This window comes from Vibrio sp. ZF57 (assembly GCF_001691235.1).
GTDB lineage: Bacteria > Pseudomonadota > Gammaproteobacteria > Enterobacterales > Vibrionaceae > Vibrio > Vibrio crassostreae_C.
Map to the genome: position 1 here is coordinate 20,282 of NZ_MAKD01000085.1, position 16,073 is coordinate 36,354.

At 46.3% G+C, this 16,073-nt stretch carries 7 protein-coding genes and 1 pseudogene; 3 read left to right on the plus strand and 5 right to left on the minus strand.

Going from position 1 to position 16,073, the window contains the following annotated elements:
• Positions 1–568 precede the first annotated feature (568 nt).
• On the plus strand, positions 569–2,938 hold the full coding sequence (locus A6D97_RS12090) for a M4 family metallopeptidase (protein WP_065584459.1): 2,370 nt from the start codon (positions 569–571) through the stop codon (positions 2,936–2,938).
• A gap of 143 nt (positions 2,939–3,081) precedes the next feature.
• Entirely contained in the window at positions 3,082–4,638 is a 1,557-nt protein-coding gene (locus A6D97_RS12095; protein ID WP_065584460.1) for a M28 family metallopeptidase, read from the plus strand.
• Between the two features lie 143 nt (positions 4,639–4,781).
• On the opposite strand, the gene lhgO is transcribed toward A6D97_RS12095, so the two are convergent.
• From lhgO to A6D97_RS12115, 4 genes and pseudogenes are all read right to left on the minus strand, one after another.
• Positions 4,782–5,996 carry an L-2-hydroxyglutarate oxidase gene (gene lhgO, locus A6D97_RS12100; RefSeq protein WP_065584461.1) on the minus strand — a complete coding sequence of 405 codons (1,215 nt, stop codon included), beginning with the start codon at positions 5,994–5,996 and terminating at the stop codon, positions 4,782–4,784.
• A 26-nt stretch (positions 5,997–6,022) separates the two neighbouring features.
• Positions 6,023–8,200, minus strand: a complete 2,178-nt coding sequence (locus A6D97_RS12105) for a TRAP transporter permease (RefSeq protein ID WP_065584462.1) — start codon at positions 8,198–8,200, stop codon at positions 6,023–6,025.
• Between the two features lie 213 nt (positions 8,201–8,413).
• A pseudogene (locus A6D97_RS12110) lies at positions 8,414–9,427 on the minus strand (TAXI family TRAP transporter solute-binding subunit).
• 317 nt (positions 9,428–9,744) lie between these two features.
• The gene (locus A6D97_RS12115; RefSeq protein WP_065584463.1) at positions 9,745–11,085 is read right to left on the minus strand and encodes a sigma-54 dependent transcriptional regulator; all 1,341 of its coding nucleotides are present in this window, start codon (positions 11,083–11,085) and stop codon (positions 9,745–9,747) included.
• Positions 11,086–11,315: 230 nt separating this feature from the next.
• Between A6D97_RS12115 and A6D97_RS12120 the strand changes: the two genes are divergently transcribed.
• Positions 11,316–13,379, plus strand: a complete 2,064-nt coding sequence (locus A6D97_RS12120) for an ATP-binding protein (RefSeq protein WP_065584464.1) — start codon at positions 11,316–11,318, stop codon at positions 13,377–13,379.
• Positions 13,380–13,499: 120 nt separating this feature from the next.
• Here the strand turns inward: A6D97_RS12120 and A6D97_RS12125 are convergent, their stop codons facing one another.
• Positions 13,500–15,950, minus strand: coding sequence for a family 20 glycosylhydrolase (locus A6D97_RS12125; RefSeq protein ID WP_065584465.1), 2,451 nt, complete (start codon positions 15,948–15,950; stop codon positions 13,500–13,502).
• Positions 15,951–16,073 lie beyond the last annotated feature (123 nt).

The window sequence follows — 16,073 nt, forward strand, 5'->3', positions numbered from 1 at the left end:
CTATAGTGACGTTAGCCACGTACCATAATTAAGTGTCGCAGTTGCCTACCTATATTCAGTAGCCTGCACAAACTAAGTTAATCTAAGCCAGTGACCCGTCGCTGGCTTTTTTCATCCAGCAGATTTTGTGCTCTGTGCCAAACAAGTGCCCGATTCCCCTTCCCTCTTTTAACTAACAATTCGAAAAATAAGCCGAAAAGTCTTCGATTTCTTATCAAAATTGCCCCTAAATTCGCTAAATGGCCTTCTGTTTAAAGTGACACTTTCAAATCGTTGATCCTTCTATCAACCCAGAATCCGTTAATTGAGGCACAGATCAATTTACTCGAAAATCTTAATTTCCAAGAGAAATAAACACTTAATAAAAGTGTCATGATTTTATAAATAAACATATAGGTGCGTTCAAAAATAAACAGAAATGATAACTATCTGTAAATACGAGAAATATAAGTTTCATGAATAAAAGAGATCATTACCATGCTACTAATTAATCAGATCGAATGATGTAAATTCGCTGTGATTAATTTGTTACGTTTTCTTGGATTTTACATGGAAAGAGAAAACAACAATGAAAATAAGAAAACGTTTAGTTGCCGTTGCTATAGCCAGTGCTATGTCTTTGTCAGTGCATGCAAGTGAATCCGTTCAAATCGATCAACCGATCAACTTTACTAGCTTCTCTGGGTTAAACGCTCAGTTAGGAGTCAGTAACGCCTCTAGCTTCAAGATGGTGAAAGAAGTAAACCTGAAAAAGCGTGGTATCTATAAAGTTAAGATCCAGCAGAACATCTGGGGAACACCGGTATGGGGACATTACCTAAATGCCACCCAAAGTGTCCAAGGTGGCGCACTTAAGTCCGTTCAAGGTCGCTACCTTAAAACAACGACCTTAGAGCGATCTTTTGTTAAGCCATCAATCAACAGCGCTCAAGCGGTTGAACTCGCAAGTAAAGATCTAAAGACTCAAGGCTTAACCAGCAAATCTCTAGACAACGTTCAACATCAGCTATTTATCTATCAAGGCTCTGTGAAGCAAGGCATCGGACAGCAAAGCGTAGATAAAACACGACTAGTGTACGTTGTCTCTTACCTATTAGAAGGCAGTGAACTGCCGACTCGACCGTTCACCATGCTAGACGCGCACACAGGCGAAGTCATCGACCGCTGGGAAGGTATTGCCCATGCTCAGATCGGCACTGGCCCTGGCGGCAACGAAAAAACCGGCATGTACGAATACGGCACCGACTACCACTACCTTGATGTTCAAGAAGTGGGCACAGAGTGTGTAATGGAGTCTGAAAATGTCGTTACCGTTGACCTTAATGGCGCGACCGACGGCGACACCACTTACAGCTATGAATGTCCTCGTAACGAATATAAAGCCGTGAACGGCGCATTCTCACCACTCAACGATGCCCATTACTTTGGCAACATCGTGTTCGATATGTATAAAAACTGGTTCGACACAGCGCCACTCTCCTTCAAGCTCATGATGCGTGTTCACTACGGTGAAAACTACGAGAATGCATTTTGGGACGGCAGAGCCATGACCTTTGGTGATGGGGAGAGCTTCTTTTACCCGCTTGTTAGCCTAGATGTATCAGCCCATGAAGTGAGCCACGGTTTCACTGAGCAAAACTCAGGTTTGATATACGCAAACCAATCCGGCGGTATGAACGAAGCCTTCTCTGACATGGCCGGTGAAGCCGCAGAATACTATATGAAAGGCACCAACGACTGGATGGTCGGACGCAATATCTTTAAAGGCGAAGGTGCGCTGCGTTACATGGACGATCCATCACGCGATGGCTCTTCAATCAACAACGCATCCGAGTACTACGATGGCTTAAACGTGCACTACAGCTCTGGCGTGTTCAACAAGGCGTTCTACCATCTTGCAACCACACAAGGTTGGGACACCAAAAAAGCGTTCGAACTGTTCGTGCTAGCCAACCAGATCTACTGGTCTGAAAACAGTGACTTTTGGCAGGGCGCCTGTGGCGTGAAAAACTCAGCAACCGACCTTGGCTACAGTGCCGATGATGTTGTTTCTGCGTTTAACTTAGTGGGTGTATCACCGTGTGGCGAACCACCACTTCCACCAGAACCGGAATATCAACGCCTTGAAAACGGTGTTGAAGCCGCAGTTGCTGGTGAAACAGGCTCAAAAACTTACTTCGATATCGAAGTACCAGAAGGCCAAGACAAGCTAACGATTGATCTTGCTGTGTCTACTGGTGATCCGGATATGTATGTTGGTCTAGATTATGCGCCAAGCTCTCAAGAGAATATCTGTAAGAGTGAAAGCGTAACCGATGAAGTATGTGTAATTGAAAACCCAACAGCTGGTCGCTACACGGTGAACATTCTGGGTTACTCAGATTACGCAGGTGCAAATCTGAAAGCATCGTACGGATCAGGCAATGCTAACGTACCGCCAGTTTCTTCTTTCGAACACACGGTCGTAGGCAAAGAAGTAGAGCTGCGTAGCACAAGTTCGGACAGCGATGGCCAGATCGTCTCTTACCAATGGAACCTAGGCGATGGCAACACGCAAACCGGTGAAGTGACTCGTTATACCTACGCTGAAGCTGGCGACTACGTGGTGACTCTAACCGTGACTGACGATGCAGGCGTTGCAACATCAACCAGCAAGTCGATCACGATTGAAGGTGACTCAGCAGAAGGCTTCCCGCTAAAACTGAAGTTTGGTAACAAAAACCCGAACGGCAAGGCGCGCGTTAAGCTGGCATGGGATTACGATACCAACGACTACTTCGTGATTAAGCGTAATGGCAAGAATGTTGGTGCTACAGACTTCAACTCATACGTCGACAAGTTCCGTCACAACGGCACAGTGGATGTGGAGTACCAAGTGTGTACCTCAAGCGATATCTGTTCAGAAACCAAGCATTACCGTTTCATTAAAACACAATAATCGATAGTAAATTCAGGGCTCCGAAAGGGGCCCTTTTCGCGGTTAACTGTTCAGAAAATGAAACATCTACACAAAAACATCCACGTATTACACAAAAATCACCCCCATCAACATAACAATACTCACCATAAAAAGGACGACAAATGGCTATTCAAAAAAGCATGCTAGCTTTGGCTGTACTCGGAGGTTCTTTAGCCTTAATCAACAGTACTTCGGCTTACGCATCCCTAGGCATCACACCACCAGCGAACGAAGAAGTTTGGATCACCACCGATGCTGACGCACAGCATATAATGACTCAGCATGGCGCAACGGTTTATCCAAGCGTGACCGGAAACAAGCATTCCATCGTCGCGAAAATCAACCAGAAAGAGCTGGCGAAACTATCTAGCCACATGCACGAAGAAACCCACCGTTGTGGTGGCTACATGGTGCACGAAGACAAAGCAAGCGCACTCAAAGCGGCAGCTATGCCACTGACCATGAGCAACTTCGAAAAGCCAGTTATCAGCCATCAAGATACGGTGAACGACCTACTCGCTCAGGTCGAGCCGAACAACATGGTCACGACCATCGAAAATCTAACCAACTTCACCAACCGTTTTTATACTACTTCTACTGGTGTCGCTGCTTCAGATTGGCTTTTAGAACGTTGGGAGACGGAAATTAAAGATGTGCCGTATGCGTCTGCACGCCAGATCACGCATGCCGAATACCCACAGAAATCCGTTGAAGTGACACTGCTTGGCGCTAAATATCCTGAAGAGATCGTCGTGGTTGGTGGACACCTTGATTCGACCGTTGGATCTTGGACAAGCGAAGGCACCATCTCACCGGGAGCCGATGATGATGCGTCTGGCATTGCAACGGTAACAGAGTCGCTTCGCCTGATGATCGCCAGTGGTATTCAACCAGACAAAACCATTAAGTTCTATGGTTATGCTGCTGAAGAAGTAGGGCTACGTGGCTCACAAGATGTCGCCAACGCTTTAAGAGATGAGCAAGCCAACGTTGTATCGGTATTGCAATTAGACATGACCAACTACAACGGTTCAGCGCACGATATCACCTTCATCACAGACTACACCGACAGCAACCTCACCGCCTATTTAAGCGAGCTGATCGACACTTACGCGAGCGACATCAGTTACGGTTTCGATGATTGTGGCTATGCCTGTTCTGACCACGCCTCTTGGCACAATGTTGGCTACCCAGCAGCCATGCCATTCGAAAGCATGTTCAATGATTACAACCCAAGTATTCACACTGAGCACGACACGCTTGAGAACTCCGATCCTACGGCGACACACGCGACCAAGTTCGCCAAACTAGCCATTGCTTACCTTGTCGAAACCAGCCTTGATTCACCCGTTGCAGGCCCTAAAGAGCTACAAAATGGCGTGCCTGTTAAAGGACTTACTGCAGGATATGGTGAAGAGCAGTTCTTCACATTTACGACTCAAAGTGCAGGTCAGTTAACGGTAACATTAACCGGCCCTCGAAGTGGCGATGCCGACTTATATGTGAAACACAACGGCACCGTATCGAAAGCGAACTACGACTGCCGCCCATACCAGAACAGCAGCAACGAACAGTGTGTATTGAACAAGCCAGCGGGTGAATTCAGCATCATGGTGCGCGGTTACCGTAACTTTAGTGATGTCACCATCGTCGCTAACTTCGTTCCTGATTGGCTTTAAGGTTGGTTAATTGACTAACAATTAAACCTAGCAAACACGGCTAAAACTAAAAATCCGCAAGCCCACGATCATAAATAGATTGGAGCTTGCGGATTTTTTATTGTCTTCGGAGAGCATCTCAACTTAATAACCTTTAGTTATCATCAAGCCGTCTTTTTCATTACCTTGCCACAGATGTACTCACCAATCGGCATTGCAGAGGTCGCAGCCGGTGATGGCGCGTTACATACATGTAAGCTTCTTGGGCTTTCGGCAAACAGGAAATCATGGACCAAGGTGCCATCCTTCAGTACCGCTTGAGCACGAATCCCAGCAGGATAAGGCTTAAAATCATCAACCGTAATACTCGGGCAGTATTTGTTCACTAGCTTTAGATATCCCGGTTTCCACCACGAGTTCTTAAACTCGACCAAACCTGTTTTCAAGTGATTCGCAGTCACTTTCCAAAAACCCACAAAGCTCAGCATCTGCCAAGTGTCCTTGAAGCTAAAGTTAAGCTTGCCATAACCTTCTCGCTTCCAGCCTTGAACTGCATTTGGCCCTACTGTTACGGAGCCATCAATCATGCGTGTTAAATGCACGCCCAAGAAAGGCAGTTCTGGGTCAGGGATCGGATAGATAAGATGATTCACCACTTGGTTGTGCTTAGCGTCTAACTGATAATACTCACCGCGATAAGGCACGATTTGGAAGTCGGTTTCGATGTCTAACATCTTGGTCATTCTATCGGCCATCAAGCCAGAACACGTGATCAAGAATCGACTGTTCAGTTGAAGAGTCTGACCATCTACTTTGCACGTTAACTGCACTTCATCTTCTTGCTCATCGGCCATGATCACTTCCGTACCAAGGCTAAGCTTACCACCCGCCTCAACAAACTCTTGAGCCATCACTTCGGTGACTTTTTTGTAGTCGACGATACTGGTGGTTTTGACATAAATCGCACCCAAACCCGTGATATTTGGCTCGGCAAGTTTGAGCTGAGCTTGATCCAACAAATCAACATCAATATCGTTATCGTGGCAACGCTGATAGAGCGCATTCATTCGCTCCACTTCTTGCTCATTGGTCGCGACCAACAACTTACCGCAGTTTTCGACGGGGATATCGTGTTGGCTACAAAAGGCGATGGTGCGCTCTACGCCGCGTTTACAAAAATCCGCCTTTAAACTGCCCGGAGCGTAGTAAACACCAGCATGAATCACCCCGCTATTATGGCCAGTTTGGTGCTGCGCGAAACCACGTTCCTTCTCGACTAAAAGGATACTTTTATCAGGGTGAGCTTGCTGTAATTGCCAAGCCGTCGACACGCCAACAATGCCGCCACCAACGATAATATAGTCGTATATTGAGTTCATAATATTCCTACATTCAATCCTTTTAATTATAGGGAAGACGCGACAGTGTTAGACCCGGTTTGAGGTAACTTTTTTTCCTCACTTTCTGATTCCATTTTCACTTGATTAGCATCGTATTTACGACCGCTGTAGATAAAGATGCCAACAAAAATGGCAACACATACCAAACGGATCACGACTGAAACATCAGGCCATACTAGAGCTATACCTACCGCAACCAACGCTACTCGAGTAATAATATTAACTTCGCTCTCTAGATAGCCTTCAATCGCCGCGATAAACGCGTAAGTACCAATAACAGCAAAGCCACCCGTGACTAACACGGAGATCACATCCCAACTTACCAAGTTAGTGTAGGCAATCAACAATGGTACTAAATACAAGCCTTTGGCTATCTTCCATGCCATTAATCCCGTTCTCATCGGGGGTGTTTTAGCAATGGTTGCAGCCGCAAATGCAGTTAAACAAACAGGCGGAGTCACGTTGCTGTCTTGCGATAGCCAGAAAATGATCAAGTGGGCAGAAAGCAGTGCAAGGCTGATCGCTTCTAAGCCAAGGCTCTGTTCAAGCAGAGTTTCCACAAAATCAGCAGGGACTAACGCAATCATCTCTTTGGCTGTTTCAAGTGCCATTGGCGCGTTCAGCAAATCAAGCTTATCTGGCGCAGCCAACATGAAGATAGCTTTCGCCTGTTCCGGTAACTGTCCCGAAACCAACAGGTCGAGCAACTGACTTTCAGCAATCAGTTTATACAAAGCTGGTGCAGACAGAGTACCCAACACGATATAAGCCGCGGTTACTGGTAACCCCATGCCCAGAATCAAAGACGCCAGTGCAATTAAGGCGATCATCACCAACAAATCGCCGTTCGCCCAGCTATTGATCATCAACGAGAAGGTGTTACCAATACCAGTCGTGCTGATCACGTTGATCACCAGACCAATGCCCACTAGCAACACAGCCGTGGTCGCCATGTTTTTTGCGCCTTGAGAAAGCGCTTCGATGATCGCCTTTGGACCCATTTTGTGATTTTTAGAGAACCATGAAGCCACCACGACAGACAGAATCGAGATGCCCGCAGCGTAAGTCGGCGTAAAGCCCTTCACCAACAGAGTCACTAACACCGCTAATGGGATCAGGTTGTGCCAACCCGACAGCAATACTTTCAATAGAGGTTCACAGCCAGAAGTCACCTTTTGCACACCACTGCGTTTTGCTTCGATGCGCACGAAGAATGCCACAGACAAAAAGTAGATAAGCGCAGGAACGAAGGAAACCGCAATAATATCGACATAAGGAATTTGCGTGTAAGAGGCCATGATGAACGCGCCCGCACCCATCACAGGTGGCATCAGCTGCCCGCCAGTAGATGCAGCCGCTTCAACACCTGCCGCGAAGCGCGAAGGGAAACCTGCCTTTTGCATCAAGGGAATACTGATCACGCCCGTCGATACTGTGTTTGCTACGCTCGACCCGGAGACAGAGCCCATCAAGCCGGAGCCAATAACGGCAATGAAACCAGGGCCACCAATCACTTTGCCCGCCGCGGCACGGGATACATCAATAATGTAGTCGCCGACACCAGATCGAACTAAAAATGCGCCAAATAAGATGAACATGAACACGAAGGTCCAACTGATTCTTGAGATCGAACCAAACATCCCTTCTGATGAATAAAAGCTTCGATAAAGTAACGTCTCAAGGCTTAAACCCGGAAAATGAAAAATACCGCTGGTCCATTGTCCCCAAAGCACTACATAACTTAAGCACACTAAGATAAGCACTGGAATGAACCAGCCCATAGTGCGTCTAATCAGCTCAATGACGATGGCAATCGCCAAGATAGAGAAAAACCAATCACTGGCGATAAATTTTACGCCTCGGTCATACAACGCATCTTCGGCAAAGGGAATGTAGATAAGGCAAGCTAAAGCAGCCAAGGCAATCCCAATATCGATAGCTAATGCTATTTTGCTTTTTTTAAGCGAGACATGGGCGGGATACCAAAGTGCGCAAATGATTGCGAAACCAGCGAAATGCGTCGCCGAAATCCAAAGCTCTGGCAAGGTAGATAAGGTATTAAACCAAATATGTAGGAGGGAGAGTATCACTCCCATTGTCGTTATTGCTTTGCCTACCCAAGGGAAATCTGTTCGGGTAGGCAATTCGAATTTTTTCAGTTCCTGCTGCAGCGAATCGCTCATAGAAAACTCCTGCTCTCCACAGCCAAACGCGCAGAGAAAATCCATAAAGTAGGGTGGTGCGTTTTCACTTCAAATAATCGAACGAATCGGAGACGGTCAAATCAAACAAAGCAACCGAAACATATGAAAACGCACCAAGCAATTAATTAACGCGAATATTCAGTTCACGCCAAATAGCGAGTTAAAGATAAATGGCTAATCGAAGACAAAGGGTTAGTCGACGATCAACTCAGAAGGGATTTCTATACCCACTTCTTTATAGTAACGAGCAGCACCTGGGTGAAGCGGAACAGGAAGGCCTGCGATCCCTTTCTCAAGTGCCATTGCTTTGGTTGCTTTGTGGATACCTTGTAGGAAAGGTAGGTTTTCATAGATAGCTTTGGTCAGTTGATACACATCGTCTTCAGAAATGTCTTCGCGAACTGCTAGGAAGTTAGGTTGGGCAATCGTAGTAATTGGTTTGTCGACACCTGGATAAGTGTTTGCTGGGATCTCGTACTTGGTCCAGATATTGTAATCGCCATTCGCTTGTTTGATCTGCGCATCGGTAAACGACAGGATTTGAATATCTTCACCCAAGGCAGCAAAGGCTTGTGTTACCGCACCAACAGGCACACCAGCAGGCGTATTCATGCCATCAATCGTGCCGTTTTGTAGTGCACTAGCACTGCCACCGTAACCCATAAAGGCGAGTTTAAATTATTCTGGGTTAACCGATAGGCCCTGCATGATCTGGCGTCCTGAATTCTCAGTGCCTGAGTTCTTCTTACCGATAGAGAATTTCTTACCGTTTAGGTTCTCTAGATCGCTTACCGTACCTGTTTTTGCTAGATCTGAACGCACAATAAAGTGTTCTACATTTTGCCATAACATGGAAACTGAACGCAGTTGAGTTTGTCTGCCAGATTTCTCATATGGCCCCAAACCCTGCCAAGCCCAAGCACCATACAAACCTTGTAGAATTGCGAACTGAGCTTCGTTCTCGTTCAACAACTTTACGTTCTCACCCGAGCCCGCAGAGCTGATAGCCGCTAAAGAAAAATGCTGCTTAGGCGCAAGCTTAACTTTACTCAATGTCGCTAAGGCCACACCCACTGGATAATAGGTACCACCCGTTGAAGCCGTCGCTAAAATATAGCTGCGATCTTCTTCAGCTGACGCATTACTGATAAGGCCAAGAGAAGCCATTGCTAGCGCTAAAGTTTTAACCAGCTTGTTGTATTTCATTGTTACTCTCCATGTAGGGTTATTCACGTTATATTTTTGTTAACAACAATAGATAGCAAGCGTAATGCCAGTTTTTAACTATTTGTTTTAATTTACTTTTATTTTAAAACCTATTCAAAATAAGCCGTTTTTTGCTTATTCCCCTGTTATTAAGTAAGCCATTTTTGGCTTATCGGCTACCGGAATTAACACCTGTAGATCGGGAAGCAAGTCACACCATGTTGCAGTTGTGTGATCAATGTATGTAAATTGATAAATATGCAATGAGCCATTTATTGCTCATTAAAAATCAACAAGCACTGCGATGAAGCCGCTCTCTAAGGGTCAACATAGTCACTTCGATTTAACCCATAACGCACCATCTTTTGGTTCAATGTTCGACGAGGTAAATCCAAATCTTGCATCACGTCATTGATACGCCCTTTATAACGAACTAAGGCATCATGAATCACTTTCCTTTCAAAGCTCTGTACTTGAACCGCCAAAGGGATGCCCGCCGTTGTGGACTCTGTGACAGAATTGGGACGACACGCAAAAATATCCCCAACGGTCAAGCTTTCATCCAATGCAAAACGAATCGCAACATTACGCAGTTCACGCACATTGCCCGGCCACGCATACGAGAGCAGTGCATAGCGATCAGCCTCACTGGCTATACGTGTTTCGGAATTGGCTTCTTGGGTGAAGTGTTCAAACAAAAGTAAGGCATCTTCTTCACGCTCACTGAGTGGAGGCAAATGCAGCTGGGCAACATTCAAACGATAGAATAGATCTTGGCGAAAGTCGGGGTGATTCAGTAGATCGCTTTTCGAGGCAGAGACCACTCGTAGATCAACATGTTGTTGCTGATTCCCCCCCACGCGTTCGACGACATTATCTTGCAAGGTGCGCAGCACTTTTACCTGCATCGACAGCGGCATACTCTCTATTTCATCAAGGAACACTGTGCCTTTGTCGGCAAATTCCAGCTTACCAATGCGTCGTTTGGCCGCACCAGTAAACGCTCCGGCTTCGTGTCCAAACAGCTCGCTTTCAAAGAGATTTTCTGGGATTGCGCCACAGTTGAGCGGAACAAACGGATGGGTTTTACGTTGGCTGAATTCATGTAAGCAAGAGGCGACCAGCTCTTTACCACAACCCGTTTCACCATAGATGATCACGTTGGTGTCTATGGAAGCGACTTTCTGGATTTGCTCGCGCAGTTCACACATCACTTTACTGCGACCGATCAGCACCTGTTCAATGCCCTTAAGGTTATCCAGATAGTTCTGACGACTGTTTCTGTCTTGGCCACTTTGATGTTTATCTACCGCTTCCGATACCGTTTGAGACAGACGCTCTGGGTCGAATGGCTTCTCAATGAAGTCATAGGCACCTTGCTGTAAGGCTTTCACCGCCATATCGACATCACCATGCCCAGTAATCAAAATAACAGGCACATCTGGCACAAGACCTTTGAAACGCCCTAGCAGATCAACACCATCAATATCAGGTAAACGAACATCGGTGATAATGGTTTGAAAATCACCCTGCTCTACGGCGTTTAACGCATCTTGTCCTACTTCAAATGCGGTGACATCGAAGCCCGCCAGCTGCAACCATTGGCTGGTTGCTTGACGCACAATCGCGTCATCTTCAATTAAAGCAATACGCTGCATAGTTTGGTTCCGCCACTCTACATCTGATTAATATCGTCCACGGTATGTAAAAAAACCTCAGACGAAAAGGAGCTAGCTCCCACTTTGAATAACACTCCTTTAACAGTTTAATAATGTTTGTTAGCTTCGATTTGTCTCACTCTCCATTCGCTTAAAAAGCAAACATAAAACCTTGTCAAACCACTAGCTCAAAGAGGCAAGCCACTAATTTTAAAGGGATTTGATCAGAAATGATGAATAACAATCGATATTGGTTATTCCTGTGTACCTGTTTATTGATTGGTTTGGTGCAGGTTACCACCAAGAATGGCATCAGCCAGTGGAAACTCGAGCAAGCCCAACGCTACGCCGAACAACGCTTCCTTGGTTACATTGCAGAAGCGAGGCGAACCCTTAAGCGTTTCTATTATCTGCCCTACCTGGTAACCAATGATGAAACCACGGTTCGTTTTATCGATGGTGAAGACCGCCTTGAAAAACGCATCAAGAAACAGCTGATTCAATTGGATAAAGCCGCCAATACCAAGGGCTGGTATCTGCTTTCTGGCGAAGGTGACTTGTTGGTATCGAGTGTCGAAAGAAGCAAACTGAGCAATAATAACGCCAGCATGATTGTTTCTAAAATCCACCAACAAGGTGGTGCGATTTCAGTGGTAACAAAAAACAAAGGCGTGACGCCCGATTACTTCATTGCCGCACCCGTATATCGAGCCTCTGATGTGGTTGGCATTGTCGCGGTGCAAATCGATTTGTCATTGTTAACCGATCAATGGTTTGCCGATGGTGAGGCGATACTGTTTCAGAACCCTCGCGATCAGTTCTTTCTCTCCAGTGACAACAGGTTGAGTGCCGATTGGTTCAATGACACCTTCAATTCTCAGCCCACAGCGACAAAACGTGAGCTGTATGACCAAACCCATATTCGCGTGTGGCGATTGCAAGATAAAGATTACCTAATTCAGTCCATCAAGTTAGACGATCTGAATTGGCGTTTAACCTACCTAACGCCATTAACCAGCCTCAACCAGACCACGAACTGGATCAGCTGGAGTGTGGCGGTTGGCTGTCTTTTCATTCTGTTACTGTTGGTTATTCTTTACCAAAGACGCCAGAAAAAGCTCAGCAATCTGAGAATCCAAAAGCTTATCGAAGAGTCTGAGAAACGACTGTCTGGGATGATCAATAAAACCCATGTTGGGTTAATACTGATCGATAAACACGGACGCATTCACGATATCAACCTGATGGCGAAGAACTACTTTTCACTATCTGATTCAATGATCAATAACATCAAGGCGTGGCAGTTATTTGAGGCAGGTAACCCGAATTCAACCACCTTGCAACTGCTCAAAAACTTAGAGCAGCATCAAGAGCTGGCCGAGATAACTAGCGTCGAAACCATGGCAAGACGCAGCGATGGCAGCTACTTCCCTGTTTTATTCTCTATTAGCGCCTTTCCTTGGCATGCGACGACTTACTACCTGTGTACCGTAATCGATATCAGCAAACGTAAGAAAGCCGAAATTGCGGTGCAAAACGCCAATAAAACGCTACAACTGCGGGTCGAAGAGCGAACTCAAGATCTAAAAGATGCGCAGCAAGAACTTGTCGAATCTAGCAAACTGGCTGCACTAGGGCGGATGTCGAGTGCGATTACTCATGAACTCAATCAGCCGCTTACTGGCCTAAAAACGCTACTTTCAAGTAACCAGCTATTGATGGAAAGAGGCGAGACCAAGATGTTGAAAGCGAACATGGACTTAGTCATGAGCCTGATCGACAGAATGGCTAACATGACCAGTCAATTGAAGTCGTTCGCATTTAAAAGACTTGAGAAGCCCTATCCAGTTTCACTGACTGACGCACTGCAAGAAACCCTACGAATTCACCAAGCCGAATTAGACAACGTCGATATTCGCGTGCGTGTCGCCTCTAATATTTCGATGGTAATGGGAGAAGAGGCGCGACTTCGTCAAGTGCTTGGTAACCTGCTTAGAAACGCTGTCGATGCCACGCAGAATCAGAAACCAGCAACCATTGTGATCAGCGCTCATACCGAGCAACAACGCGTGATCATCAAGGTTCAAGATAACGGTTGTGGTGTGTCTGAAGATCAACTCGAAACCATTTTCGAACCATTTCATACCAACAAAAAGATGGGCGAAGGCTTGGGGCTCGGGTTGGCTATCACAGCGAACAACGTGCGCGATATGCAAGGCACATTAATAGCGAAGAACAATTCAGACCAAGGCATGACATTTACGTTAACACTAAACAATAGCGATAGTGAGTAGTTACTTACACAGACCTTGAACTCCACATTCTATTGAAGCGCTAGAACTAAAAAACCGCCCACAGAGGGCGATTTTGATTCACTTATTGGCGTGTGACTTATTCACTAATCCGTTAACGACTTACTCAGCTAACTGCTTCAACAACAGTTCTGTTGGGCGCACAATCGCGATGATCGATTCATCGTAGATTTTCGCTGAATCAGACAGTATCGCTTGGTAGGCATTCACGTCAGCTTCTCTTACCTTCTCGCCAGCTTGCGCTTTAGCAATCAAAGTTAATGCTAAATCTGCAACTTCAACGGTTTTCTCTGCAACCACCACAGTCTCTACCGAAGACACGTTACCAGCGAAGACAGTTTCCGCCGCTAGTGCAGCTGATTTTGCTTGCTGATAATGCTCTGCAAGTTGCTCTAGCGCCTGCTGATTGCCTGTCGCCACTTCATTGACCAAGTCTTGCATCTCATACACCGCGTAGCTTTCTACTGGCAAAGCATCCACGAAGCGATTTAGGCGCTCGTATTGGCTGTACAAGGTGCCCTTAGGTTCAGTGGAGTTCCACTTTTCCCAGTTGCGAGCATAGTATTGAGCCGGCTCGGTGTATTTCGCTAGCACGCGCAGGTCGTGAATATCTTGGCCTTTGGCAATGCGCTTCAACAACATATCAGCATCTGCGTGATGACGTAGCCCTACCGATACTTCCGACCATGTATCCATCGCTTTCATGCGCTTATACATGCTTCGTTCGTCGGTCAGTTCTGCATCCGACCAGAAACGCTCTGCAATTGCATAGCTACGTGGCCATAGGTAGTTTTCAACCGTGAGGCTGTCTTTGTTTTCTAGCCACATGGTGATCTCGCCGCCTAAAATCAGCTCTTTTTCTTTGTCGGTTAACTCTGCAGGGTAGCCACCATTTGGCTCAGGGATCACGCTGCCTTCAACATCACTGCTCGCAATCACTTCACCTGTGGTTGGCCAGCGCACGTTACCAATTAACTGATAGCTGCCTTCCGCAAACCCATTTGGATTTAGGTTCAGGTTGAACTCGGTGTACGACATGAAGTTATCGAAGTGGCCGACAAAGGTTTTGCCCGGCACGTAATCAAGGATGTAGATCTCTTCACGAGACTTACCGTTGTAATCACTGAACGCGCGGAAAGTACCGTCTTGCGCTTCAATGATAGTCAGTGTTCCCTTACGTGGGCTGCCTTTAGAGCGAGGCTTTTGCCATTGGTAAGTCACAAACTTCTCACCACTGTGCAGCTTATCGTCAACCGTGATGCCACTTGGCATTGGATCATTGCGATAGTGGTAACTGGTTGGCTGAGGTTGGTCTAGGTAGTAACCCGTAGACAGAATACCTGGGTAGCCCTCTTTCGCCGCACGACCGATACTGTCGTGTCCTTGCCAGCTTTGAATCACGATAGAAGTTGGCAGATCTTTATGCCAAATCTCATCCCAACCCGTCATCTTCTTGCCACGCTCTTCCAGCATCTTTTCAACTTTTACGTTGAGGTAAGACTGTAAGCCGCGCTCGCCATCGATATTGTTCTCTTCGATGAACTCTTGGTGCTTTTCGCTGTTTTTCCATTGCGCATAGTTCGGCTCATCGCCACCAATGTGGAAGTACTCGTCTGGGAACAGTTCTGTCACTTCATCAAACACGTCGCCCAGCATTTCATAGAGCTCTGGGTTAAGTGGGTCCATCAATGGCTCAAATACACCCCAGCCACGTTCTTGTTCGTAGCTTTGACCTTCACCACCCGACATCAAGCGTGGGTAAGCGTGCGCCACAGCAGAAGAGTGTCCCGGCAGTGAAACTTCTGGAATAACACGAATACCAAGATTACGAGCGTACTCAACTAAGTAACGAACTTGGTCTTTGGTGTAGTAATCACCATCAGTGGTTTCTGACCATAGACGCGGCCAAGATTCCGTTTGAATGCGGATACCTTGATCGTCCCAGAAGTGCCAATGGAACACGTTCATTTTCGCAGAAGCCATCGCATCTAGCTGACGAATCAACACATCAAATTCAATGAAGTGACGCGAGGTATCGTAAGAGACTCCACGCCAACGAAAGCGGGGCTCATCAACAATGGTTACGGCAGGAATATGGTAGCCAGTTGCTGTGGTTTCAACGAGCTGTAAAAGGGTTTCGATGCCGTGAATAGCGCCATATGGGCTTGGTGCGCTCAGCGTGATTTGCTCACCCTGAGTCGTAATTTTGTAAGACTCTACAGAGTCGATGTTCTGTACTTCAGACTTTGGCGCCGCGTCGATATCAATGATCAGGTTCGCTTCGTCTGCGCTATCAACCTGCCAGTTTAGAATCGGCACGCCAGTTTGGCGCTCTAGGCGATCGATAAAGCGTTTCGCGGTGTATTCAACGCGATCAGAGTTAAAGCCTTTGATGTAAACCTTGAAGTTACCGTCGACCTTAACTTGCCCAGCTTGCAGCTCGACTGTTTGTGGATACGGCATTAAATTTAGATCGGTATTCGGAGCCATTGCTAACGCCATTGGGGACACTACTGAACTTGAAATCAATAGAGACAATATAGTTTTTTTCATTATTAGTTTTCCTATATAACGGGCGTTCTGTTTTGTTTATCGGAGGCAATTCACAAAACAGAACCATCAACCACTGCTGTTGTTTATCTTTATTTAAAACACTTATCTTTATTCCAAACGCTT